Below are 23,728 nucleotides of genomic sequence, written 5' to 3' on the forward strand. Positions count from 1 at the left end.
GTGAGCATCGAGTTCACGCAAAAGGGTGGGTCAGATCGAGATGGAAATAGTGGGTTAGGTTTGCGTGGAAATCAACACTGTGCATAACGCTGCTTATGGAGAGCTCTCCATAAGTGCCGATTGCTGTCTCCCGTTGCCTCCTTGCGAGCATCCGGTCATAACCACATAGCAGTCATCTAGGCAAAGACGATTGCCGCCTGACATGTTTGCAAGTCGGAGTACTGGTTTCAGCCGAATAGAAGTCATGCCCAGTATGTCGTCAGCCAAACCTCAATGACAGGTTTCAGATAAAAGCAAAATGCCCGCGAGGCGCAGGCATTTTGAGGGTCTGACATAGAAGAACTTTAAACTTCTAAAGCACTATTGCACTCGATATCGTTTTGTGCAGAGACTTCTTCTTAGTAGTTATATCGGATGTTCACGCCCGTTGCCCAAGTGCGGCCAGGCGCTGATTCATAGAAACGGCCGTTGCTGTCGCCTACGATCACAGAGCCCACATACTTGCGGTCAAACAAGTTATCAAAGCGTGCAAAGGCATTCAGTGTCCAAGCACCCAAGTCCTTGGTGTAGCCCACGCTGGCACCAGCCACGGTAAACGAAGGTGCTGCTTCTGCGTTGGCATCGTTCACAAACACTTTGCTGGCGTGCTGTGCAGAAATACCAGCGCGCCATTCAGGTGTGATTTGGTAGTTGGCAGCTACAAACAGGTTTTGCTTGGAAATGCCAGGCAACTGGTTGCCCTTGGCCGCGCTGCCTGTTTGCTCACGGAAAGTGGCATCCAGATAGGTGTAAGCCGCTTGCACAGTCCACTTGGGGCTCAGGCGCACATCGGCTTGCAGTTCTGCACCCATGCGGCGTGTTTTGCCCGCGTTGCGATACACGGTGCGGCCATCGCCAGAGTTGGCACTGTCAGAGATCAGCTCGTTGTCAGTTGATGAATGGAACACAGCCGCGCTCCACATGCCCTTGACGGAACCTGTCAGGCGCTGGCGGAAACCCAGTTCCACTTGGTCACTGACGCTAGGCTGCAGTGCCAGGTTTAAACCGCCTTCAGACTTGGAGCGGTACGACAGTTCAGCGAACGTAGGCGTTTCGTAGCCACGACCAATGCTGATATACGCGGTGTCATTGGGCGTGAGTGCGTGTGACAGCGACACCACTGGCAGTGCCTTGTGGTGAGACGCATTGCCGGAGTCATCAGGATTGTCTGCGTTGATGAACTTATCGTTAGCCTCAAACTTCACATGGCTGTAACGCAGGCCGGTATCCAGCGTCCAGGTAGGGGCCAGCTTCCACGAAGCTTGGACATAAGGGTCCACATTGGTGATGGTGTTTTCTTCATTACGGCTGAGAGCACCACGCACACCCAGTTGCTCGCCCTTGAAGTTGTAATAGCCTTGGCGGTCTTCCACCACACGATCCAACGCCAAGCCGGCAGTCACAGTCACGGGCACGGGGGCATCGGTGAACTTACCGGTCCAATGTGCATCCAGACCTGCATAGTCACGCGACATATCGATCATGCCGCCTGCATGGCGCACATTTTTTTGCTGCGTTGCTTTGGGGATCGACTGGTATTGCTCCATGGAGCGGTGGCCGGCATAAGCCGTCAAAGCCACACTGTGCATGCCACTGAGCTTGCGCTCATAAGTAGCGCCCAATTGGGTTTGCTCCAGAGATTTGCGGGTGTTGTATTGCAAAGTACCGCTGGACACGCCACGCGGGTTGTTTTGCCAATCGGTGAAAGACACACCTTGGGGGTCTTGGGCATCTGACTTCATCGTATTGGCCGTGATCGTCAAGCGCGCATCGTTGCCAATAGCGGTGCTCAGCTTCACATTGGCGGTGTTACGATCGGCTGCGCTGTGGTCGCGGTAGCCATCGGTCATAAAACGGCTGGCGCTGACCAAATAGCTCAAGCCTTGTGCAGTTTGACCGCCAGCCTTGGCTGCCAAGCGCTTTTGGCCATCGCTGCCAAAGTTCACGCCGCCTTCGACAAAAGGCTTGCCTTCAGGCGTTTCGGTAAACACGCTGACTACACCACCCGCAGAATTACCGTACAGGACCGAGTAGGGGCCACGTAGGACTTCGATGCGTTCAATACTCGCAATGTCGATGTGGGACAGCGAGCCTTGGCCATCAGGCATGGTGGCGGGAATACTATCTACATACAGACGCACGCCGCGCACGCCAAACGTCGAGCGCGCGCCATATCCGCGCATAGACAGTTGCAAATCCTGCGCATAGTTCTGGCGATTCTTGATTTGTAAGCCAGGTACGCCGCTCAGGCTCTCAGAGAGGTTGACCTGCATTTGGCGGTCATGGATTTGCTCACCATCCACCACAGTTGCAGAGGTTGGCAGAGTCTGCAAGCTAGAAACGCCTGTGGCAGAGCGAATCTCAATGCTTTGCAGAATGGGCAAGTTATCAGTAACGGTTTGGGCAGAAGCAGCCATGTAGAGGCTGCCAAGGAATAAGAAAACGGCGTGACTTAATACCGTACGAGAAAAAGAATGCATGCTAAAACAGGGGTTGTGCTGCTTGGAGTCAAGCAGAAAGTCATCTCTAAGATCTATGATTTCTAAGGCAGTGCAAGATGCACTACCTATAGGTTCGCTAAGAACGCGTGGACGATCTCTGTTCAAGCAAAAGCAGATTGTTTGCACGCGTTCTTAGAGCGATTTACTAGCAACAGCCTTCCCAGGGCTCAACTGCTGTAGAGCTCTAGCTGCGCTATCTAAAACTTCATGTAGATGCTTGCTGCACCGCACCCATGACGGACTTGACTTCCAAATATTCACGGAAGCCGTGTTCCCCCCATTCACGGCCGTTGCCTGACTGCTTGTAGCCGCCAAAAGGCGCAGTAAAGTCCGGCCCTGCACCATTAATGTGAACCATACCGGTGCGTAACCGAGCGGCTACCCTGCGTGCCCGCTCTATGCTCCCTGACTGCACATAGCCCGAGAGGCCATAAGCTGTTTCATTGGCCATGCGTATGGCATCCTCAACTGTGTCATAGGGAATCATCACCAGCACTGGACCAAAGATCTCTTCACGGGCGATAGTCATATTGTTGGTCACGTCAGCGAATACTGTCGGTTTAACAAAGAATCCTTTTTCTCTGCCGCCTGCACGGCCTGTACCGCCTGCTACCAATGTGGCTCCCTCTTCAATACCTCGCTGAATCAGACCCTGAATTTTTTCGAATTGCGTGGCGTTGACTACAGGCCCAATAGGCATGCCCGTTACGTCTGCCAGTGCTTCACTAACTTCAACAGATTCAGCGGCAGCTTTGGCGGCAACCTTGGCACGCTCTTGCATTGTGCGTGGGATAAACATTCGCGTAGGCGCATTACAACTTTGGCCTGAGTTGGTGAAGCAGCCGATCACACCTTGTGTTACTGCTATTTCCAAATCGGCGTCATCAAGGATGATGTTGGCGGACTTGCCTCCCAGCTCCTGCGTTACACGTTTAATGGTGTCAGCCGATGCCTTTGCCACAGCGGCACCAGCCCGGGTGCTACCTGTAAAGGTCATCATGTCAATGCCAGGGTGGCGCGACATAGCCTCGCCTACATTTAGACCATCGCCATTAACCAGATTGAAAACGCCAGGTGGTACGCCTGCTGCATCCATCACCTCTGCCATGATAAGAGCGTCGAGCGGGGATACTTCAGATGGCTTAATCACCATGGTGCAGCCTGCAGCCAATGCGGGTGCCACTTTGCACATGAACTGGTTGATGGGCCAGTTCCATGGTGTGATCATGCCAACTACGCCGACTGGTTCGTGCAAAATGGCTGTGGTGCCCTGAATACGCTCGAACTGGAAGTCTTTGAGCACAGCCATCGCCACCTGCAGATGCGCCACGCCGACAGCAGCCTGTGCAGCACGTGAAAGCCACAGCGGGGCTCCCATTTCGGTAGAAATAGCACGCGCAATGTCTTCGTAGCGACTCTGATAGATCTCTAGTACTTTGCCCAGCAACGCCAAGCGCTCTTCACGGGTTGTTTGTGAATATGTCTCAAAGGCGCGGCGTGCAGCGACTACGGCCTTGTCTACATCGGCTGCGCTGCCCATGCTAATTTGTGCGCAAACCTCTTCATTGGAGGGATTAATGACATCGCGCGTAGCGGGCACTACTGGGTCTACCCACTGGCCATTGATATAGAACTTGAGATGTTTTTGTATGGTCATACTTTGTCTCCTAGAGAAATAGGTTTTATTGCGCGGCTTGCGGGCGAATAGAGTCTGCTACGCCCTGAATGAAGGCTTTGATTGCGTCGACTTGGTCATCTGTTAACTTGCCTGTGAAGTCAGGCATGCCACGCGAAGTCGCTGGACCATTGAAGATGAAAGTAGACAAATTTTCGATGTAGCCTGGATCTAGGTAAGCCAAGTTAGGGAGCGCTCCGCCTTTTTGTACGCCGGGCATGCCATGGCAGGCATAGCAATTGGCCACGTATAAAGCTGTGCCTTCGGGTACTTTGGCAGGGTCATACTTCACGCCCTGTATTAGCTTGCCCATACGGTACTCCACGAACTCTGGCAACTTGGCTGTTCCACCCAGTGCAAAGGTGTAAACAGTGCCAGGCATTTGCTTATCCGAGGCGCGTCCTGACAAGCCGTAGGCACCACCCCAGCCCACAGCGATTGAGACATACTGCTTACCATCCACCATATAAGTACTGGGCGCAGCCACAACACCAGTACCTACGGGACTTTCCCACAGCTTCTTTCCACTAGCTGCGTCATAGGCCACGAAACGCCCGTCGGCTGTGCCCTGAAATACGAGATTGCCAGCAGTGGTCAGCGTACCGCCATTCCATGGGGAGACGTGCTCTACACGCCAAGCTTCCTTTTGTTTGACCGGATCCCACGCCAGCAGACGTCCCATAGGCTGGCTTTTAGGCGGTTCTGCTGGGATGGTTATGGCTGTATTCCAGCCAGTGCCGGAGCCATATCCCATAGGGCGTGGTTCATTGAACTTCCATTTAGGGTCATCCACCATGGCTACGGGAATGTGCTGCGCAGGCAGGTATACCAGTCCAGTGTTTGGGTTGTATGACATGGGATGCCAGTTGTGAGCACCATTGGGCCCAGGTACAGCATCCGGGTCACGACCGTCACGCGCTGCTGCTACGCCGATGGGTCTGCCTTTCTTGTCATAGCCCTTAGCCCAAGTCACGTCCACAAAATTCTTGGCAGAGATGAACTGGCCATTCGTACGATCCACAACGAAAAAGAAGCCGTTCTTAGGAGCGTGCAAAATCACTTTGCGCGTCTTACCTGCCAGCTTGATATCTGCCAAGATCATTGGCTGTGTGGAGGTGTAATCCCAGTTATCTGCTGGCGTTTGTTGGTAATGCCACTTGTACTTACCAGTATCTGGATCTAGCGCCACGATAGAGCCTAAATACAAGTTATCGCCCCCTTTGGGGCTACGCGCTTTGGCTGACCATGGCGAACCGTTGCCGACACCCACATACATAGTGTTTAGCTCAGGGTCAAAAACCATGCTGTCCCACATAGTCCCGCCACCGCCTGCTTCCCAGTATTTGCCACTTGGGTCCCATGTTTTGGCAGCCAAGCGCATTGAATCATCTTCGTAGGGCTTGGCTGGATCTCCAGGAACGCTGTACCAGCGCCACTTTTGCTCTCCCGTCTCAGCATCGTAGGCAGTGATAAAGCCTCGAACACCGTATTCAGCGCCGCCGTTGCCTATGATGACCTTGCCCTTGTAAACACGCGGTGCACCAGTGATGGTGTAGGGACCTGTGTGGCCTTCAATAGTGTTTTTCTCCCACACTACTTTGCCAGTGGCTGCATCTAATGCGATCAGTCGGCCATCGAATGCACCTATGTAGACTTTGCCTTTCCAGAGCGCTACGCCGCGGTTAACCACATCACAGCAGGCATCTTTCGCGCGTTTGGGATCAACTTTGGGATCGTAAGTCCAGATTTTCTGCCCAGTGCGTGCGTCAATGGCATGCACCACACTCCAAGACGCAGTCTGGTACATCACCCCATCAACAACTACAGGCGTAGCTTCTACACCACGCGTAGATTCGAGGTTGTATGACCATACTAAGCCAAGTTGGTTGGCGTTATCAGCATTGATCTGGTTCAGACGGCTATATCGTGTTTCTGCATAGTCCACGCCAATAGTGGGCCAGTCAAGCGTTTTTTGGGCATTAGCGCGAATGAAAGCTTCGTCCACATGCTGTACAGGATTAGTGCCGTTTTGCGCGAACGCGGACAGTGAAACCAAGGCAGCAAGCGTGATGGGAAGGGTACGAAAAAGCATGTTGTGTCATCTCCTTAATTTTTTGCATATCAGTACCGGGCAGTGCACCCGGGCGCTACAAGCATCTCGCAGCACCTGCGTCTGGACATCTCAGGGATTTCACTAACGCATTTGTGTTCCGTAATGGAACACATTGGCGGCTATGTCCATTTCCAGTGCACCTCGCCAGCTTTTTGCAACGACGCCATCTGAGCGCATCGCTATGGCTCGCCGTAAATTTTTCGAGGAAGGACAACGTCCCTCCGGATTAGTGAGCGAAGCGGTGTTTCAGTCTTGGATGCGTTGCTATCGCCAACACCCTGATCGTTTGCGTGATGTGGCCTTTGATCCAGTTACCCCTAGTCGGGTACACAGTACGCTGGCACACAACCGTGGATTGCTACAAGCAGCTCAGCCAGAACTTGAAACGCTGGAACGATCGTTAGCTGGCACAGGTGTCAATCTGCTGTTGACTGATGGCGACGGCGTAATGCTGTATGTCAGTGCCATGCAACACGAAGTAGACATACCTACACGCCACATGGGTCGACCAGGCTCTAACCTGGCCGAGCGTGCATCAGGGACGACAGCGCCCGGTATTGTTGTTGCCACAGGCCAAGCTTGCGCGGTGATGGGCGGCGAGCACTATTTTGATGACTTGCAAGCTCTGCATTGCGCGGCAGCCCCTATTCGTGATGTACAGGGCAATTTGGCTGGTGTATTGGATCTGACAGCGATGACTCAGCCGTTTGGCTTTGATGCCCTGCAACTCGCTATTCAGTACGCAACCAGCATTGAAAATACTTTGTTGCAAGCCCAATCACATGAGTTGCTGATATTGAGCTTCCAGACGACCCCTACTTTAATAAACACACCGTTGCAAGGCCTAGCGGGCGTAGCATCTGATGGCACAGTAGTCTGGATCAATGCTTCTGGGGCGCGTCTGGCAGGTCGAGTGTCTAACGCTGAAACAATGCCCTGCCATGTCGAAGATCTTTTCGGACATGGGGTAGAGACACTACTGCATTTGAGTCGCCATCATGGCCCACACAGCCTACGGTTAGCCAATGGATTACTCGCTTGGCTAGAGGTACGGCTGCAGTCCCACGACGAGCAAGCTCAACGTTTTATTTCACCACCTGCTAGGACACTCTCTGAATTGTGTAGCGATCAAGTCCAAACGGAAGATCCTGCGCAGCAACAAACGCCAGCGACGCTGCGTGAATGTAGTCGTAAACTTATTGAGAGCACATTAGCTGCGCACAATGGCAATATTGCCAAGACAGCCCAAAAATTGGGCATTTCTCGTGGCACCTTATACCGTCGCATACGCAAGTATGGATTATCTTCAGGCTGAATTGAGCCGCCGTTTTCAATAGCTGTTCGACCCACGCAGGGAAAAACGCTGGCTGTGATGCAAGTCTGTGGTGGCTCGCAGTCCTTCAATGCGGTGAACCAAATGCGTATCTTGGGCCGCTGGATGCGTATGCTGACCATTCCCAACCAGTCTTCCGTTGCCAAAGCCTTTATGGAGTTTGGGGATGACAACCGCATGAAGCCTTCCGGCTACTACGACCGTATCGTCGATGTGATGGAAGAACTGGTGAAGTTCACGCTACTCACACGCGATGTGTCACCTTATTTGGTGGACCGCTACAGCGAGCGCAAAGAGACCGCAGCGGAGCTATCGAAACGCGTGAATCAAGCATCTATTTGATAGTTGAGCTGGAAGCAGACGAACAAATATGTTTCATGGATGGCTGCTTCTCGCCGGCTACGGCACTTTAAAGATAAGCCAGTTAGCAGTCGTTCGCCAGCGAATTCATTGAGCTGATGCTCTGCCAGTGCATCGACTTTCTGGCCAATCAAGCGCATTGTGGTACTCCCTCAACTCAATGGGAGACCATCATGGAATCCGTCACCAGCGCTATCCATCGCGAGCCGTGGAACAAGGGGAAAATCGTGGGCCAAAAGTCCCCGTTCAAGGTCAAAGACATCTGGGCACTGCGTGTGCGACTACAGATGGAGCACCGAATCCGGGAGCTTGCACTTTTCAACCTGGGTATCGACAGCAAATTGCGGGGCTGTGACCTCGTGGCGTTGAAGGTCAGAGACGTTTGCCACGGCGATCAGATGGCGACACGCGCCATCGTTATGCAACACAAAACGCAGCGGCCTGTGCAATTTGAAATCACATCAACGACACGAGATGCCCTGCAGGCATGGATCAAGCATGCGGAGCTGAAATCCGATAGCTTTTTGTTCCCAAGCAGGATCCACAGATCCCCTCATCTGGGAACACGTCAGTACGCCCGTATCCTAGCCCACTGGGTGGATGAGCTAGGGCTGGAGCGCGCAAGCTATGGTACCCATTCGATACGAAGAACCAAGCCCACGCTGATCTATCGACGAACCAAAAACCTGCGTGCCGTTCAGTTGCTGCTTGGGCACTCCAAGCTGGAGTCGACCATCCGGTATCTCGGCATAGAGGTTGACGATGCGTTGGAGATTTCCGAGCAAACCGAAATTTGAAGCAAGCTTACGGTCGTGCTGCCCTTGTCATGAACTAGGCTGCACGACTTGAGCGGCTGCTTTACGGCAAAGGCGCGGAATGACACTCCCGGCCAAAAGCAGCCATTTCATCATTGGTCTTTGGAGTAGTTGCAACAAGCTCCAATCTAGAAAATTTTAGGTTTTCCTAAAAAATTTTCTTGTGATTGCTCACTCTCAAAATCGAGGATAGATTAAGTTTTATAAGAACGATGGGCGTATTTTCCTGTCGTCTAAATGTAGTTAGTCATACCAATGAAACCCAAGCCATGATTGAAGAGATAAGAAAAGCAGTTCACGACGCAGCGCAGGGCAATCAGAAAATTGCCATGTTTCATTTTCAGGTACTAAAAAATGCCGCAGCTTTGGAAAGTGTTGACCCCGAGTCTTTCTGCCGAGAGATAGGCGTTCCAGCCACCTATAAAACTGAGTTCAGAAAAATGCTTAGTCTCGCTCGCATCATCCGCCAACAAGGTGCGCGGCTTGTCTAACTGTTCGTCGCATCCGAACGCCTACGGCGGCGGCTGAACTCAGGGCGTTAGCCATCTGAATACACGTATGTCGAACACCACAGTTATAGATTGCACGCAATGCTCGGTTCGAGTGAAGGCCGATATCAAATTCTGGGTAGGAGACGCGCAGGAAGAGGCTTACTTCGTCGTCGAATGCCCAGCGTGTAAAAAACCGCTCTTCGGAAAGTCATTTGTTTACCAAGACGATCACAACAACTACGAGTGGGACAACGCTGAGAGGCTTTGGCCAGTGCCATCCGCAACTGAAGTTTCATCATCAATACCAGAGGCGGCGCGACGCGATATCAAGGATGCTCAAAAATGCCTGTCCCATGGCATTAACTCAGCAGCCACAGTTCTATGCGGGAAGGCCCTAGAGCGTCTCATCAAAGAGAAATCTGGCGCGAACATGATCGCTAAGGGACTCGCTGATTTAAAAGCAAAAGGGGTGATTGATGAGCGTCTGTTCAATTGGGCAGAAGCTCTACGAAGAGAGCGCAATATCGGCGCTCACGCTTCAGACCAAGAAACGACCAAAGAAAATGCTCAAGATGTCATCGACTTCACGATTGCGATTTTTGATTATGTCTACACGCTCAGTGAGAAGTACGAAAAATACGTCGCCCGCAAAGCTTCACCTTCAACAGATGGCTAACCCGTCATTGCAGCCGACTGCCTTCGGCAGCCGCTGAACTGCAACGTCTGTGGATGTCTGTTCTGGGTCGATAACACCAATTCAGCTCATGCAATAGCTGGGCGGATTCAAATGTGAAGTGCAACACCTGCAACCGTTAAGGTCAGCAGATGTCAGCAAGTCGTTCGTCCTATCGCCAACTTCAACCAGAAGACAGAGTCACCATAGCCAGTTTGCTGCTGCAGCGTCATAGCGTACGCAGCATTGCGCGTTTGCTAGGGCGCAGTGCCAGCACCGTCAGCCGTGAGATTGCTCGCAACTCAGTATCCAGCGATGGATATGCCAGCAGGCAAGCGCAACAGCAGTGGCTTTACAGAAGACGCAGCACAAGATCTGATCCCAAGCTTCATTCACAAGGGATCTTGTGGTTCTTGGTATTGCATTTCTTGCGTTTGCGTTGGTCACCAGAGCAAATTGCGCTGACACTTGCACGCCTGTACCCCAAAGGCCATGAGCTACGCGTGTCGCACGAAACCATCTACAACTGCATCTATGCCCAGCCCGTGGGTGAGTTGCGCAAGGAATTGATTGCCACTTTGCGCCATGCTCACAACAAACGGCTGCCCCGTAGCAAAGGACAGGATCGTCGTGGACAGATCCCAGACATGCTCAGCATCCACGTACGTCCGCCTGAAGTTGAGGATCGGCAGTTCCCAGGGCATTGGGAAGGTGACCTCATCAAGGGTGCTGGCAATGCAAGTGCCGTAGGCACCTTGGTCGAGCGCACCAGCCGACTGCTCATGCTGGTCAAGTTGCCTGCGTTCAAACCAGCCAGTGCAGCCAATGTCATGCAAGCCTTTACAGATAAGCTGCTGGGCATTGCGCAGCCCATGCGCCAAAGCATGACGTACGACCAGGGCAAGGAGATGGCGCTACACAAGCAATTGACCGCCAACACGGGCGTGGCGGTGTACTTCTGTGACCCACACAGCCCGTGGCAGCGTGGCTCCAACGAGAACATGAATGGCTTGGTGCGCCAGTACCTGCCCAAAGGCACGGATCTGAGCATCTACAGCCAAGAGCAACTCGATGCGATTGCTGATGAAATCAACAACCGCCCTCGCAAGGGCCTTGGGGTACGATCACCGCTGTCGGTTTATCGAGAGCTACTGATCAACTCTCCCCAGCACTCCACCCTCATCCATTGAATTCAAGGGTGTTGCACTTCACATTTGAATCCGCCCTGTCACTTGGAGTGGGGCAAATTTCTGCGACTACTTTGAGGTGCAGTGCGGACCTACAAGAATGAAGCTGTGGAATGACTGCTTTGGTTGGCAGCAGTCATTCACTCTGTTGAGTTGAACGGCAGCAACCAGCCTAAACCTGTCCGATCGCGACTCGTCCACTGGCACGCACTGTCACTCCTTTGCCACACGAACGAGCAACCCGTAGGAAACGGGTAGGGGCGCCGTTGCTCCCAGTTCTTGGACCGGCAACGAAAGGGGAAATTTCTCACCAATTTCCTCCCAATGACCGAACAGAGAAAGCAAGCACTCACAAGCAATGTGCATTCAACTGGTGGCTAGGCCGCATTGCGGAGCAATCAACGCGCGATTCGCGGCTCTAAGGGGTGGGGCAAAATTTCTGAAAATTGCTTAAAAAGAAGGCTGAGAAGATAGGCGAAACGTCACCAGTAAGAAAATTCCCATTGAAAATCAAATAGTTACGCGATATTTTCGCGCCCCAAAAGTACAAAACTCAATGAGAAAAATACAAAACTCGAGTGGAATCGACAGTTTTCGCTCCTGTCGAGCGAGATGTCGATATGCGCTGAGTGTTGTACTGCCGAATTCGAGAAATCAACGACTTGGAACAACACCAAGGGCCTACCTTTGTACTTTTTATTCCTTCAGTGTTGTACTTTCCCGGGCGTTTCTCACTGAGTCTTGTATTTTTTCCAGTCGGGCCGTTCGGTACGCAGTCAGCTCGGGATCTTTCTACTCGGCGCCGCGCCTAAACGCTTGACGCGAAGGGCAGCGATTTGGCCATGCGGCGGCTTCAGGGTGAATCGACCCGGCTTTCCTAGACACAGTTGAGCCGTTGGAAATGGCGTCTCTCGAACTCTACCGGTGAAGTATCTCCGGCAGTGCCGTGGCGCCGTTTGGGGTTGTAGAACATTTCAATGTAGTTGAATACATCGGCTCTGGCGTCATCGCGGGTGGGGTAGATCTGTCGGCGGATGCGTTCGCGCTTGAGCAACTGAAAGAAGCTCTCGGCCACAGCGTTGTCGTGGCAGTTGCCCCGGCGGCTCATGCTGCAGATCAGGTTGTGATCGCGCAGAAAGTCCTGCCAGTCATGACCGGTGAACTGACTTCCCTGATCGGAATGAACCGTGACCGGCCCCGTGGGCTGGCGACGCCACAAGGCCATCAGCAACGCGCCGAGCACCAAGCCGGTATCGATGCGGCTGTCCATGGACCAGCCAACGACCTGGCGCGAGAACAGATCGACCACCACAGCCAGGTACAGCCAGCCCTCATGGGTGCGGATGTACGTGATGTCGGTCACCCAGGATTCATTGGGCTTGGCCACAGTGAACTGGCGCTGCAGGTGGTTGGGTGCCACGACGGCAGGTTTGCCACCACGCACGCCAGGGCGGCGCCGGTAGCCGGTCTGCGAGCGCAGTCCTTCGAGCTTGAGCAAGCGGGCTACACGGTGCTTGCCGCAGCTCTCGCCCAGATCGCGCATGTCCAGCGTGAGCTTGCGGTAGCCGTACACGCCGCCGCTCTCCAGCCAGGCTTGCTTGAGCAGACCCAGCAATCGCTGATCGTCCTTGGCGCGAGGGCTGGCAGGCTCGGTCTTCCAGGCGTAATAACCGCTGGGGTGCACCTGCAGACACACGCACATGCGCCGCACGCTGTGCTCACGTTCGTGCCGCTCGATAAATGCGTACTTCACCCGGACTGCCTGGCAAAGTACGCTGCGGCCTTTTTTAAGATGTCGCGCTCCTCGGTCACGCGCTTGAGTTCGACCTTCAATTTGCGCAACTCGTCGGCTTGCGACATCTGCATCTGCCGATCACTGGCCGGCGATGTATAGGTCTTGATCCACTGGTACAGGCTGTGCTGGCTCACGCCAAGCCTGACGGACACGTCGGCCACCTTGTGACCTCGCTCAGTGATCTGCTTGACCGCTTCGGTCTTGAATTCTTCAGGGTATCTCTGTTTACTCATGGCACCTCCTATTGGGCATCAGGTTTGAGGCTCAGAGGTGTCTAGCAAACCCGGGGCGACTCAGGCTGGTTGCGGTCGTTTAACTCTGAGCTATCAATGACTGCTCATGGAGACGGCAGACATTGGCTTCTGAGCAGCGATGAGAAATCCAACAATTGACAGTTACCAGAGATACCTGAAGACGGTTGGTCGATTCACTTGGCTCGGAACATGTCGCGCCACCGACGGCGCGGCCGGGATGAGCAGGCGCCATGGCTGAGCGATTGTCATGTCGTGGTGAGTCGCTCCTTTGCGAGTCTCGTGCCCGCTGCAAGTGCTTCCAATTTACGCCAAGCCACGTGCCGTGCCATCGGAGCCATGCCGCAATTCGTACAGGGGAACAAGCGCTCTTTGGGCACAAACTCCAGCGCCCGACCGATGGTGTCTGCCACCTCCTCGGGTGTCTCGACCACATCGCTGGCCACATCGATCACACCGACCAAAACGTCCTTGCCGACCAGCAGTTTCATCAGCTCTGGCGGAACATGGGAGTGGATGCACTCCAGGCTCACCTGGTCGATGCTGCTCTTGGCGAGGGCCGGAAACACGGCCTCGTACTGGCGCCATTCGTCACCCAGGGTGCTCTTCCAATCGGTATTGGCCTTGATGCCATAGCCGTAGCAGATGTGCACGGCGGTCGTGCAGGTCAGTCCCTGCGCTGCGCGCTCAAGCGCCTTCACGCCCCAGTCAGCGGCGTCCTTCATGTAGACATTGAAGGCGGGTTCATCAAACTGGATGATGTCCACGCCGTCGGCCTGAAGTGCCAGGGCCTCTTGGTTCAGCAACTCGGCAAACGCGAAGGCCATCTTGACGCGGTCGCCGTAGAAGCGGTCTGCGACGGTATCGATGATGGTCATCGGACCGGGAAGCGTGAACTTCAGCTTCTTCTTCGTGTGCGCACGCGCCAGCTGGGCTTCAAAGGCATGTACCCGGCCCTTCAGGCGCAGGCTCGAAACGACCTGCGGGACCATCGCGTCGTACCGGTTGTCGCGAATGCCCATCTTCACCTTGTTTTCGAAGTCGATGCCATCGACTTGTTCGAGGAATCCATGCACGAAGTGCTGCCGGGATTGTTCGCCGTCGCACACGATGTCCAGACCTGCGTCCTCCTGGGCCTTGATCCAGAGCAGGGTCGCGTCCGCCTTGGCCTGACGCAATGCATCGCCTTCCGCCTTCCACTGGGGCCAGAGCTTGTGGGTTTCAGCAAGCCAGGCGGGTTTGGGCAGGCTGCCGGCGATGGAGGTTTCAAACATCAGGGGGTCCTTTCAAGAAAGAGGGAGAGGGTCACAGCGCGCAATGGCGGGTCCATTGTTCGAGCACGTTTTTGTAGGGTTTGATGAAGTGTTCTTCGGTGTACTTGCCTTGCTGGACAGCCAACTGGCTGCGCTCCTCCCGGTCGTAGACGATTTGCGTCGACGAATAGTCCTGGTTCTTCAAGCTCGGTTGGTAGAGCTTTCCCGCTGCGCAGTTGGCGTTGTATATCTCGGGGCGATAGATCTTCTGAAAGGTTTCCATGGTGCTGATGCTGGCGATGAGCTCCAGGTTGGTGTAGTCGGCCAAGAGATCGCCCTGGAAATAGAAGGCCAAGGGCGCAACACCGGCGGGTGGCATGAAGAAGCGAACCTGCATCCCCATCTTTGCGAAATAGTGGTCTGTGGAAGACAGTTCGCTTTGTTCGTATTCGACACCCAGTACGGGGTGCTGGTTGTCGGTCCGCAGGTAGGTCTTGCTGGTGGACACGCTGATGCAGATTACAGGCGGCTTGCCAAAGCGGGCCTTGTACTCGCTGGAGTTGGCAAACTGTTTGAAAAGCTTGCCATGCAGATCGCCAAAGTTGACCGGCAGCCCGAACTCCGCGCGATCCGCGTTGTACTCCGGGAGCAACACGCTGAAGTCGTAATCGCGCACGTACGAGGAGAAGTTGTTCCCCGCAATGCCATCGATTCGCTTGTTCTCTTTCCCGTCCCAAATGCAGGGTTTGAGCATCTCGATCAAGGGGAAGCCGCTGGCACTTGCCTGCGCGTCCAAGCACATTTCGACGGAGATGATCTCCAACTCGACGGTGTAGCGGTCTCCTGCCGGATTGTCCCAATGCGCCAGTTCGTTGCACCGGTTGTCAATCATCCTGAGCGTGTCGCGCAGGTTCTGTTGCCGGCTGGTACCCCTGGCGAGGTTGGCAAAGTTCGTGGTCAGGCGCGTGCTGCTTGAGGGTTGGTAGTTTTCATCAAAGCGGGTGCTGTTGATGTGAAAGGCAAATTCTTCGTGCATGGCGATGGGGCGATTCAAATGTTCAAGTGGAGTGGGGCTTGTGTCAGGCGAGCAGCAGTTCGTCGGCCAGAACCGGACTGGCGTGACGTGCCTCTGTGATCAGCGGCAGTGCCCGCCGCACTGCCAGCCGGGCTCGGTCCAGCAGCGCCTCATCCCGCAATCGCTGGTCCACAAAATCCTTGTCGGTCGCGTAGACACCCAGCGGTAAGGTGCGCGCCTGGAAAAAGCTGAACAGGGGTCTCAACTGGTGATCGATTACCAGCGCATGCCGTTCGCTGCCGCCGGTTGCCGCCAGCAACACGGGCGTGTCGATCAATGCGTCCTGGTGGATGAGGTCGAAGAAGTGCTTGAACAGACCTGTGTAGGAGCCGCGATACACCGGCGTGGCCACCACCAGCACGTCGGCCTGTTCGACCGCCATCAGTTCTCGCTCCACCGCCGGTGGTAATTCGGACCTTCGGACCGCGCCCGAAAGCTGCGATGCCAGCTCTCCGACTTCCGTCAGATGTGGGCGGCATGGGACTTCAGCCGAAATCAGTGCCAGGAGATGTTCGGCCAGCGCTGCCGATTTGGACGGGCGCTGCAGCCCGCCGGAGACTGCGACGACACGCAGTGGGCATTGCGTTGTTTGTTTCATGGATGGCGACAGAGACAAGCGAATCAAGGAGCGGATGCTAGGGCGATCAATCCATGAAGTAAAATGGTCTTATCTCATGGTTCAATGAACTGATTTCATAAGAATGCTAGAACGCATCCATCTCAGCATCGTCCAGCAGGTAGAGAATCAGGGGTCGCTGACCGCGGCTGCCGGGGTGTTGAACCTCACGCAGTCAGCCCTGAGCCACAGCATGAAAAAGCTGGAGCAGCAACTGGGCACCGATGTCTGGCTGCGCGAGGGTCGAAGCCTGCGGCTCACACAGGCGGGGCAGTACCTGCTGGCGGTTGCCAACCGCGTGCTCCCGCAGCTGGATCAGGCAGAGAGCACACTTCGGCAGTTCGCCCAGGGCGAGCGCGGTACCCTGCGCATCGGCATGGAATGCCACCCCTGCTACCAGTGGCTGCTCAAGATCGTGTCGCCTTATCTGAGTGCTTGGCCGGATGTGGATGTGGACGTGAAGCAGAAATTCCAGTTCGGGGGCATCGGTGCGCTGTTCGGCTACGAGATCGACCTGCTGGTGACCCCCGACCCGTTGCACAAGCCCGGCCTGCATTTCGAGCCGGTGTTCGACTACGAGCAGGTGCTGGTGGTTGCTGGAAACCATGCCTTTGCGCAACAGGCCCATGTGAAGCCTGCCCAGCTTGTGAGCGAAACGCTCATTACCTACCCGGTCAGCCCCGAGCGGCTGGACGTGTACACGCAGTTCCTTGCCCCGGCGGGCATTGCACCACGCCGCCACAAGACCATCGAAACCACGGACATCATGCTGCAGATGGTGGCCAGTGGCCGCGGAGTGGCAGCGTTGCCGCGCTGGCTTGCACTGGAGTATGCCGAGAAGATGGATGTGGTGCCCGTCCAGCTGGGCCGACACGGCATCGCCAAGCAGATTCACCTGGGAACGCGTGAGCAGGACAGGGACACGGACTATCTGCAGGCCTTCATCCAGTTTGCGCGGAACGCTCAGGTGTAGCGCTGCTCCAGCGCGTCCCATGCGGGCTTGTTCACCAGCCGCTGCCGTTCTGCGAAGGGCGTCACCAGGCCGCTGTCCTCGCGCACTTCCTTGGCATCGCGCAGCGTGGTCAGGGTTTTTTGCATGCCCATCACGGCGCCTTGCAGCGCGGCATTGGCGTACAGCACGATGCCAAAGCCCAGCTCGCCCAACTGGTCGGCATTGAAGATGGGGGTCTTGCCGCCGATCACCATGTTCATGAGCTGGGGCTTGGCCAGGCGCTGCGGCAGCGCGCGCACTTCCTCGGCCTTGGTGACGGCCTCCACGAACAGGATGTCCGCGCCCGCCTCGGCGAACTTCTGCGCACGCTCCACGGCGGCCTCGAAGCCGTGCGTAGCAGCGGCGTCGGTGCGCGCCATGATGAGGAAATCGGGGTCGCGCCGTGCATCGACGGCGGCCTTGATCTTGCTCACCGCTTCCTCGGTGGAAATCACCTCTTTGCCGCTGAAATGCCCGCAGCGCTTGGGCGCCACCTGGTCTTCGAGCTGGATGCAGTCGGCGCCGGCGCGCTCCAGCGTGCGCACGGTGTGAACCACGTTGAGCGCGTTGCCAAAGCCCGTGTCGGCATCGACGATGAGCGGCACATCGACCGCGTCGCGGATGCGTGCCGTGTGGTCGGCAATTTCATGCAGGCCCATAAAGCCTTGGTCCGGCATGCCGAACCACATATTGGTGACGCCCGCGCCGGTGACGTAGATGGCCTGGAAGCCTAGGTCGGCGATCACCTTGGCAGAGAGCGCGTTGAACGCGCCCGGGACGATCAGGCCGCTGCGGGCCTCGACGAGTTGCTTGAGTCGCTGCTTTGTGTTCATGGATTGCCGATCTAGATGCTATTGGTTTGATAGCTGCTAGCGCTTGTTGGATAAGCGCTAGATGCCAATTTTCCTTAAAAACAGCCCGCCGGAACGCGCACGAAGCCCTCCATGAGGATGCGGGCGCTGCGGCTCATCACGGCTTTGGTCACCGTCCACTGGCCGTTGTCCTGTTTTGCCTCGGCGCCCACGCGCAGCGTGCCCGAGGGGTGGCCGACGCGCACCGCGTTGCGTGCGCCGCCACCGGCGGCCAGGTTCACCAGCGTGCCGGGTATGGCTGCCGCTGTGCCGATGGCCACGGCGCAGGTGCCCATCATGGCGTGGTGCAGCTTGCCCATGGACAGGGCGCGCACCAGCAGGTCCACATCCGCCGCCGCGATGGTTTTACCGCTGGAGGCGGTGTAGTCCTTGGGCGGGCTGACGAACGCGATCTTGGGCGTGTGCTGGCGTATGGCGGCTTCCTCGGGGGTCTGGATCAGGCCCATGCGCAGCGCCCCGGCCACGCGGATCTGCTCGAAACGCGCCAGTTGCGCCGGGTCGCCGTTGATGTCCTCGCGCAGCTCCGTGCCCTGGTAGCCGATGTCGGCGGCGTTGACGAACACGGTGGGAATGCCCGCGTTGATCATGGTGGCCTGGAAGGTGCCGACGCCCGGCACATCCAGCGTATCGACCAGGTTGCCCGTGGGGAACATGGCCCCGCCCTCATCGCCATCGTCCGAAGGGTCGATGAACTCCAGCACGATTTCCGCCGCCGGAAAGGTCACGCCGTCCAGCTCGAAGTCGCCGGTTTCCTGCACCTGTCCGCCCGCCACGGGCACGTGGGCGATGATGGTTTTGCCAATGTTGGCCTGCCAGATACGCACCACACACACACCGTCTTGCGGCACCCGCGCCGCATCGACGAAGCCCGCGTGAAGGGCAAAGGTGCCAGCGGCGGTGGACAGGTTGCCGCAGTTGCCCGACCAGTCCACAAAGTCCTTGTCGATGGACACCTGGCCGTAGAGGTAGTCCACGTCGTGATCGGGCCGTGTGCTCTTTGACAGGATCACGCACTTGCTGGTGCTGGAGGTGGCGCCGCCCATGCCGTCGATCTGCGCGCCGTAGGGGTCGGGGCTACCGATGACGCGCTGCAGCAGCTTGTCGCGCGCCGGGCCGGGCTGCTGCGCGGCTTCGGGCAGGTCTTGCAGACGGAAAAACACGCCCTTGCTGGTGCCGCCACGCATGTAGGTGGCGGGAATGCGTATTTGGGGAAGGTGCTGGGTCATATCCATTTTGATAGCTGCTTGCGCTTGCCTGGTAAGGGCTCAGGCCTGATTCGATGCCAAAAAGTCTTGCGCAAAACGCTGCAGCACGCCGCCCGCTTCGTACACCGAGACTTCCTCGGCGGTGTCCAGGCGGCAGGTGGTGGCCACGCGGTCGGTCTGGCCGTTTTGGCGGTGGATGACCAGCGTGAGGTCGGCGCGCGGCGTGAGCTGGCCTTCCACGTCGTAGGTCTCGGTGCCGTCCAGCTGCAGCGTCAGGCGGTTCACGCCGGGTTTGAACTCCAGCGGCAGCACGCCCATGCCGATGAGGTTGGTGCGGTGGATGCGCTCGAAGCCCTCGGCCACCACCGTCTCTACCCCCGCCAGCCGCACGCCCTTGGCGGCCCAGTCGCGACTCGACCCCTGGCCGTAGTCGGCCCCGGCGATGATGATGAGCGGCTGGCGGCGGTTCAGGTACGCCTCGATGGCCTCCCACATGCGCACCACCTTGCCCTCGGGCTCGATGCGCGCCAGCGACCCCTTCTTCACCTGGCCATCGACCACGGCCATCTCGTTGACGAGCTGCGGGTTGGCAAAGGTGGCGCGCATGGCGGTGAGGTGGTCGCCGCGGTGCGTGGCGTAGGAGTTGAAGTCCTCCTCCGGCAGGCCCATTTTGGCCAGGTACTCGCCGGCCGCGCTGTCGGCCAGGATGGCGTTGGACGGCGACAGGTGGTCGGTGGTGATGTTGTCGGGCAGGATGGCCAGGGGGCGCATGCTTTTCAGCGTGCGCGGGTAGGCCGCCAGCGCGCCCACACCTTGCTCGTCCCAGTAAGGCGGGCGGCGGATGTAGGTGGACTGGGGGCGCCAGTCGTACTGCGGGCTTACGCGCGTGCCATCGTCCACGCGAAGCGCGAACATCGGCTCGTACACGGCGCGGAACTGTTCGGGTTTGACGGCCTGGGCCACGATGGCATCGATTTCTTCGTCACTGGGCCACAGATCCTTCAGGCGCACGGGCTGGCCATCGACCACGGCAAAAGCGTCGTTTTCAATATCAAAGCGCACCGTGCCCGCCAGCGCGTAGGCCACCACCAGCGGCGGGCTGGCCAAAAACGCCTGCTTGGCATAGGGGTGGATGCGCCCGTCAAAGTTGCGGTTGCCCGAGAGCACGGCGGTGGCGTACAGGTCGCGCTCGATGATTTCCTGCTGAATTTTCGGCTCCAGCGCGCCGCTCATGCCGTTGCAGGTGGTGCAGGCAAAGGCGACGATGCCAAAGCCCAGCGCCTCCAGGTCGGCCAGCAAGCCGGCTTCCTTCAAATACAGCTCCACGGCTTTAGAGCCGGGCGCGAGCGAGGTTTTCACCCACGGCTTGCGCGCCAGCCCCAGGCGGCGCGCATTGCGCGCCAGCAGCGCGGCGGCGATGACGTTGCGCGGGTTGCTGGTGTTGGTGCAGCTGGTGATGGCGGCGATGATCACGGCGCCATCGGGCGTCAGCCCCTCGGCCTCCTCGGCGCGGGCCATTTCGAGCTTGATGGCGCCGGCGATGCCGCGGTCCACCAGCGCCGAGGTGGGCAGCCGGCGGTGCGGGTTGCTCGGGCCGGCCATGTTGCGCACCACGCTGGAGAGGTCGAACGCGAGCACGCGCTCGTACTCGGCAGTCTTGAGGTCGTCGGCCCAGAAACCAGCGGCCTTGGCGTAGGTTTCCACCAACTGCACCTGTTCGGGGCTGCGGTCGGTCAGGCGCAGGTAGGCCGTGGTTTGCGCATCGATGAAGAACAGCGCGGCGGTGGCGCCGTATTCGGGGCACATGTTCGAGATGGTGGCGCGGTCGCCGATCGACAGGCTGTCCGCGCCCTCGCCGAAGAACTCCACGTAGGCGCCGACCACCTTTTCCTTGCGCAAAAACTCGGTCAGCGCGAGAGCAATGTCAGTGGCGGTGATGCCAGGCTGGCGCTTGCCGGTGAGCCTGACGCCCACGATGTCGGGCAGGCGCATCCACGAGGCGCGGCCCAGCATCACGTTCTCGGCTTCCAGCCCGCCCACGCCCACGGCGATCACGCCCAGCGCATCGACGTGCGGCGTGTGGCTGTCGGTGCCCACGCAGGTGTCGGGGAAGGCCACGCCATCCTGAACGTACACGACGGGCGACATCTTCTCCAGATTGATCTGGTGCATGATCCCGTTGCCCGCCGGGATCACGTCCACATTGGCAAAGGCCTTCTTCGTCCACTCGATGAAGTGGAAGCGGTCCTCGTTGCGGCGGTCCTCGATGGCGCGGTTCTTGGCAAAGGCGTCGGGATCGTAGCCACCGCACTCCACGGCCAGCGAGTGGTCCACGATGAGCTGCACCGGCACCACCGGGTTCACGGCAGCCGGGTCGCCGCCTTCTTTCGCAATCGCATCGCGCAGCCCGGCCAGGTCAACCAGTGCCGTCTGGCCCAGGATATCGTGGCACACCACGCGCACCGGAAACCAGGGGAAGTCGATCTCGCGCTTGCGTCCGATCAGCTGGCCCAGAAAGTCATTGAGCTGTGCCGGGTTGGCGCGGCGCACCAGGTTCTCGGCGTGCACGCGGGCGGTGTAGGGCAGCCGGGCCCAGGCACCGGGTTCTATGGCATCGACGGCAGCCTGTGCATCAAAGTAATCCAGGGCTGTGCCGGGCAGCGGCTTGCGGTGGGCGGTGTTCATCATTTCGCGGGATTCACTCTTTTTTTGATAGCTGCTGGCGCTTGTTACATCAAGATTTCAAGGCAATATGGTCTGAAATGGTTGATTGGTAAGCGCGAGCTGCTATGGTTTTTTAGCTGCGGGCCTCGATGGGCACGAATGTCTGGTCTTCCGGCCCGGTGTAGTTGGCGCTGGGGCGAATGATTTTGTTGTCCACCCGCTGCTCGATCACGTGTGCCGCCCAGCCACTGGTGCGCGCAATGACGAACAGCGGGGTGAACATGGCGGTGGGCACCTGCATCATGTGGTAGCTCACGGCGCTGAACCAGTCGAGGTTGGGGAACATCTTTTTGACTTCCCACATCACCGCCTCGAGCCGCTCGGCAATGTCGTACATCTTGGTGGAGCCAGCCGCGTCCGACAGTCGCTTGGCCACACCCTTGATGACTACGTTGCGCGGATCGCTCACGGTGTAGACCGGGTGACCAAAACCGATCACCACTTCCTTGGCCTCTACTCGGCGACGGATGTCGGCCTCTGCCTCGTCCGGGCTGTCGTAGCGCTTCTGGATCTCGAAAGCCACCTCGTTCGCGCCGCCGTGCTTGGGGCCACGCAGCGCACCAATAGCACCCGCGATGCTCGAATACATATCACTGCCTGTGCCCGCAATCACGCGTGCGGTGAAGGTACTGGCGTTGAACTCGTGCTCGGCATACAGGTTCAGCGAGGTGTGCATGGCACGCACCCAGTCTGCCGGCGGTTTTTCGCCATGCAGCAGGTGCAGGAAGTGGGCCCCGATGGAGTCGTCGTCCGTCTCTACGTCGATGCGGCGGCCCGAGTTGCTGAAGTGGTACCAGTACAGCAACATGCTGCCCAGACTGGCCATTAGACGGTCGGCAATGTCGCGGCTACCGGGCAGGTTGTGGTCGTCTTTTTCGGGCAGTGCACAGCCCAGGGCCGACACGCCGGTGCGCATCACGTCCATGGGATGGCTTGCCGCCGGCAGTTGTTCAAGCGCTGCTTTTACGCTACCCGGGAGGCCGCGCAGGGCCCTGAGCTTGGCCTTGTATGCCTTGAGCTCAGCGCGTGTCGGCAGCTTTCCGTGCACCAGCAGATGGGCAATCTCTTCGAATTCGCAAGTCTCCGCCATGTCCAGGATGTCATAGCCTCGGTAGTGCAGGTCGTTGCCGGTTCGCCCAACCGTACACAGCGCGGTATTGCCCGCAGTGACGCCCGACAGGGCGACCGACTTTTTCGGCTTGAACGGGGTGGTGGCCGTGGGCTCAGTGGTTGTGGTGTTCATGCGAGGTCTCCGGGTTCAGGTAGGAAGAATCAATGGCGACAGGACGGCCGGTGGAGTCCACCGCGACCATCTCGAACACACCCGTGAGGACGTGCTCTGCGGGCACATCCGGGCGATCTGCCAATCCGCGCACACAGACCGTCATCGAACTGCGACCGACACGGCTGACCCAGCCTTGCAGCGTGAGCTGGTAGCCCACAGGCACAGGCGCAAGGCATTGCACGCCAGTCACGCCGGCCATCACGACCTCACGGCGAGCGAGTCCGCGGGCCGCGAGGAAAGCCGCCTTGGCCATCAGCTGCAGACCCTGGCCCGCGAACAGCGTGCCGTGGTGGTTGGCGTATACGGGCAGAACCAGCTCGCGCAACTCAACAGTTCCAGGGGGTGTTGTCATGATTCGCAATTTACGCAAAATACATCCAGAGCAACAGGGCTAAAAGGGCGAATTGTTGCGAACGGCAGTGGCTGGTTTTGCGAAATTTGCGAATGTTTTGTGAAAAATTCGCGTGTGAAAGG

General features: G+C 57.5%; 19 protein-coding genes and 1 pseudogene. 7 read left to right on the plus strand and 13 right to left on the minus strand.

The window, feature by feature from the left end; genetic code table 11:
* Positions 1 to 398: 398 nt before the first annotated feature.
* The 3 genes from AC1Q5S_RS19695 to AC1Q5S_RS19705 form a co-directional block, all read right to left on the minus strand.
* On the minus strand, positions 399 to 2,519 hold the full coding sequence (locus AC1Q5S_RS19695) for a TonB-dependent receptor family protein (RefSeq protein ID WP_082136990.1): 2,121 nt from the start codon (positions 2,517 to 2,519) through the stop codon (positions 399 to 401).
* A gap of 226 nt (positions 2,520 to 2,745) precedes the next feature.
* Positions 2,746 to 4,197: an aldehyde dehydrogenase family protein gene (locus AC1Q5S_RS19700; protein WP_008903176.1), complete on the minus strand. Its 1,452-nt coding sequence runs from the start codon at positions 4,195 to 4,197 to the stop codon at positions 2,746 to 2,748.
* Positions 4,198 to 4,222: 25 nt separating this feature from the next.
* Positions 4,223 to 6,307 (minus strand): PQQ-dependent dehydrogenase, methanol/ethanol family, encoded by a 2,085-nt coding sequence (locus tag AC1Q5S_RS19705; protein ID WP_492239289.1) that lies wholly within the window; start codon positions 6,305 to 6,307, stop codon positions 4,223 to 4,225.
* Positions 6,308 to 6,449: 142 nt separating this feature from the next.
* Here AC1Q5S_RS19705 and AC1Q5S_RS19710 point away from each other — a divergent pair, with 142 nt between their 5' ends.
* Both AC1Q5S_RS19710 and AC1Q5S_RS19715 read left to right on the plus strand, forming a co-directional pair.
* A complete protein-coding gene (locus tag AC1Q5S_RS19710) occupies positions 6,450 to 7,643 on the plus strand; it encodes a helix-turn-helix domain-containing protein (protein WP_008903174.1) in 1,194 nt (397 codons plus the stop codon).
* A gap of 9 nt (positions 7,644 to 7,652) precedes the next feature.
* Positions 7,653 to 8,003 (plus strand): annotated as a pseudogene (locus AC1Q5S_RS19715) (NADPH-dependent FMN reductase family protein); the annotation flags it as partial.
* Here the strand turns inward: AC1Q5S_RS19715 and AC1Q5S_RS19720 are convergent.
* Entirely contained in the window at positions 7,988 to 8,161 is a 174-nt protein-coding gene (locus tag AC1Q5S_RS19720; protein WP_172739585.1) for a hypothetical protein, read from the minus strand. The pseudogene AC1Q5S_RS19715 and the gene AC1Q5S_RS19720 sit on opposite strands and share 16 nt — an antisense overlap.
* 33 nt (positions 8,162 to 8,194) lie before the next feature.
* On the opposite strand from AC1Q5S_RS19720, the gene AC1Q5S_RS19725 reads away from it, so the two are divergent.
* The 4 genes from AC1Q5S_RS19725 to AC1Q5S_RS19740 all read left to right on the plus strand — a co-directional run bounded on the left by AC1Q5S_RS19725 (position 8,195) and on the right by AC1Q5S_RS19740 (position 11,190).
* Positions 8,195 to 8,818 (plus strand): tyrosine-type recombinase/integrase, encoded by a 624-nt coding sequence (locus AC1Q5S_RS19725; RefSeq protein ID WP_003052404.1) that lies wholly within the window; start codon positions 8,195 to 8,197, stop codon positions 8,816 to 8,818.
* 287 nt (positions 8,819 to 9,105) lie between these two features.
* Positions 9,106 to 9,327, plus strand: coding sequence for an HTH-like domain-containing protein (locus tag AC1Q5S_RS19730; RefSeq protein ID WP_008903172.1), 222 nt, complete (start codon positions 9,106 to 9,108; stop codon positions 9,325 to 9,327).
* Positions 9,328 to 9,394: 67 nt separating this feature from the next.
* Positions 9,395 to 10,003: a DUF4145 domain-containing protein gene (locus AC1Q5S_RS19735; RefSeq protein WP_034692732.1), complete on the plus strand. Its 609-nt coding sequence runs from the start codon at positions 9,395 to 9,397 to the stop codon at positions 10,001 to 10,003.
* A 149-nt stretch (positions 10,004 to 10,152) separates the two neighbouring features.
* A complete protein-coding gene (locus tag AC1Q5S_RS19740) occupies positions 10,153 to 11,190 on the plus strand; it encodes an IS30 family transposase (protein ID WP_227328282.1) in 1,038 nt (345 codons plus the stop codon).
* Positions 11,191 to 12,064: 874 nt separating this feature from the next.
* Here the strand turns inward: AC1Q5S_RS19740 and AC1Q5S_RS19745 are convergent.
* The 4 genes from AC1Q5S_RS19745 to msuE form a co-directional block, all read right to left on the minus strand.
* Positions 12,065 to 13,215 (minus strand): IS3 family transposase gene (locus AC1Q5S_RS19745; RefSeq protein WP_085942474.1). Its coding sequence is split into 2 segments (ribosomal slippage): positions 12,065 to 12,969 and positions 12,969 to 13,215, totalling 1,152 coding nucleotides; the frame shifts between segments, so codons are not numbered across the junction.
* A 266-nt stretch (positions 13,216 to 13,481) separates the two neighbouring features.
* Entirely contained in the window at positions 13,482 to 14,507 is a 1,026-nt protein-coding gene (locus AC1Q5S_RS19750; RefSeq protein WP_008903183.1) for a methionine synthase, read from the minus strand.
* Between the two features lie 31 nt (positions 14,508 to 14,538).
* Complete coding sequence (locus AC1Q5S_RS19755) at positions 14,539 to 15,522, minus strand: DUF1852 domain-containing protein (protein WP_008903184.1); 984 nt, start codon at positions 15,520 to 15,522, stop codon at positions 14,539 to 14,541.
* A 43-nt stretch (positions 15,523 to 15,565) separates the two neighbouring features.
* The gene (msuE, locus tag AC1Q5S_RS19760; protein WP_034692759.1) at positions 15,566 to 16,159 is read right to left on the minus strand and encodes an FMN reductase; all 594 of its coding nucleotides are present in this window, start codon (positions 16,157 to 16,159) and stop codon (positions 15,566 to 15,568) included.
* A gap of 103 nt (positions 16,160 to 16,262) precedes the next feature.
* On the opposite strand from msuE, the gene AC1Q5S_RS19765 reads away from it, so the two are divergent.
* Positions 16,263 to 17,150: a LysR family transcriptional regulator gene (locus AC1Q5S_RS19765; protein ID WP_008903186.1), complete on the plus strand. Its 888-nt coding sequence runs from the start codon at positions 16,263 to 16,265 to the stop codon at positions 17,148 to 17,150.
* Here AC1Q5S_RS19765 and AC1Q5S_RS19770 read toward each other — a convergent pair.
* The 5 genes from AC1Q5S_RS19770 to AC1Q5S_RS19790 form a co-directional block, all read right to left on the minus strand.
* Entirely contained in the window at positions 17,141 to 18,001 is an 861-nt protein-coding gene (locus AC1Q5S_RS19770; RefSeq protein WP_008903187.1) for an isocitrate lyase/PEP mutase family protein, read from the minus strand. The genes AC1Q5S_RS19765 and AC1Q5S_RS19770 overlap by 10 nt on opposite strands.
* A 74-nt stretch (positions 18,002 to 18,075) precedes the next feature.
* Positions 18,076 to 19,272, minus strand: coding sequence for a 2-methylaconitate cis-trans isomerase PrpF (gene prpF, locus AC1Q5S_RS19775; RefSeq protein ID WP_008903188.1), 1,197 nt, complete (start codon positions 19,270 to 19,272; stop codon positions 18,076 to 18,078).
* A 33-nt stretch (positions 19,273 to 19,305) separates the two neighbouring features.
* Complete coding sequence (acnD, locus tag AC1Q5S_RS19780) at positions 19,306 to 21,930, minus strand: Fe/S-dependent 2-methylisocitrate dehydratase AcnD (RefSeq protein ID WP_008903189.1); 2,625 nt, start codon at positions 21,928 to 21,930, stop codon at positions 19,306 to 19,308.
* Between the two features lie 112 nt (positions 21,931 to 22,042).
* Positions 22,043 to 23,212 carry a bifunctional 2-methylcitrate synthase/citrate synthase gene (gene prpC, locus AC1Q5S_RS19785; RefSeq protein WP_008903190.1) on the minus strand — a complete coding sequence of 390 codons (1,170 nt, stop codon included), beginning with the start codon at positions 23,210 to 23,212 and terminating at the stop codon, positions 22,043 to 22,045.
* Complete coding sequence (locus AC1Q5S_RS19790) at positions 23,193 to 23,606, minus strand: acyl-CoA thioesterase (protein ID WP_034692764.1); 414 nt, start codon at positions 23,604 to 23,606, stop codon at positions 23,193 to 23,195. The genes prpC and AC1Q5S_RS19790 overlap by 20 nt, the downstream gene beginning before the upstream one ends.
* Between the last annotated feature and the right edge of the window lie 122 nt (positions 23,607 to 23,728).

It is taken from the genome of Acidovorax sp. GW835-FHT14B10 (assembly GCF_058793725.1).

What these genes read in the sequence shown, in the direction of transcription:
- AC1Q5S_RS19695 (WP_082136990.1), bottom strand. Translation starts at nt 2,519, where the DNA reads ATGCATTCTTTTTCTCGTACGGTATTAAGTCACGCCGTTTTCTTATTC.
- AC1Q5S_RS19700 (WP_008903176.1), bottom strand. Translation starts at nt 4,197, where the DNA reads ATGACCATACAAAAACATCTCAAGTTCTATATCAATGGCCAGTGGGTA.
- AC1Q5S_RS19705 (WP_492239289.1), bottom strand. Translation starts at nt 6,307, where the DNA reads ATGCTTTTTCGTACCCTTCCCATCACGCTTGCTGCCTTGGTTTCACTG.
- AC1Q5S_RS19710 (WP_008903174.1), top strand. Translation starts at nt 6,450, where the DNA reads ATGTCCATTTCCAGTGCACCTCGCCAGCTTTTTGCAACGACGCCATCT.
- AC1Q5S_RS19720 (WP_172739585.1), bottom strand. Translation starts at nt 8,161, where the DNA reads ATGCGCTTGATTGGCCAGAAAGTCGATGCACTGGCAGAGCATCAGCTC.
- AC1Q5S_RS19725 (WP_003052404.1), top strand. Translation starts at nt 8,195, where the DNA reads ATGGAATCCGTCACCAGCGCTATCCATCGCGAGCCGTGGAACAAGGGG.
- AC1Q5S_RS19730 (WP_008903172.1), top strand. Translation starts at nt 9,106, where the DNA reads ATGATTGAAGAGATAAGAAAAGCAGTTCACGACGCAGCGCAGGGCAAT.
- AC1Q5S_RS19735 (WP_034692732.1), top strand. Translation starts at nt 9,395, where the DNA reads ATGTCGAACACCACAGTTATAGATTGCACGCAATGCTCGGTTCGAGTG.
- AC1Q5S_RS19740 (WP_227328282.1), top strand. Translation starts at nt 10,153, where the DNA reads ATGTCAGCAAGTCGTTCGTCCTATCGCCAACTTCAACCAGAAGACAGA.
- AC1Q5S_RS19750 (WP_008903183.1), bottom strand. Translation starts at nt 14,507, where the DNA reads ATGTTTGAAACCTCCATCGCCGGCAGCCTGCCCAAACCCGCCTGGCTT.
- AC1Q5S_RS19755 (WP_008903184.1), bottom strand. Translation starts at nt 15,522, where the DNA reads ATGCACGAAGAATTTGCCTTTCACATCAACAGCACCCGCTTTGATGAA.
- msuE (WP_034692759.1), bottom strand. Translation starts at nt 16,159, where the DNA reads ATGAAACAAACAACGCAATGCCCACTGCGTGTCGTCGCAGTCTCCGGC.
- AC1Q5S_RS19765 (WP_008903186.1), top strand. Translation starts at nt 16,263, where the DNA reads ATGCTAGAACGCATCCATCTCAGCATCGTCCAGCAGGTAGAGAATCAG.
- AC1Q5S_RS19770 (WP_008903187.1), bottom strand. Translation starts at nt 18,001, where the DNA reads ATGAACACAAAGCAGCGACTCAAGCAACTCGTCGAGGCCCGCAGCGGC.
- prpF (WP_008903188.1), bottom strand. Translation starts at nt 19,272, where the DNA reads ATGGATATGACCCAGCACCTTCCCCAAATACGCATTCCCGCCACCTAC.
- acnD (WP_008903189.1), bottom strand. Translation starts at nt 21,930, where the DNA reads ATGAACACCGCCCACCGCAAGCCGCTGCCCGGCACAGCCCTGGATTAC.
- prpC (WP_008903190.1), bottom strand. Translation starts at nt 23,212, where the DNA reads ATGAACACCACAACCACTGAGCCCACGGCCACCACCCCGTTCAAGCCG.
- AC1Q5S_RS19790 (WP_034692764.1), bottom strand. Translation starts at nt 23,606, where the DNA reads ATGACAACACCCCCTGGAACTGTTGAGTTGCGCGAGCTGGTTCTGCCC.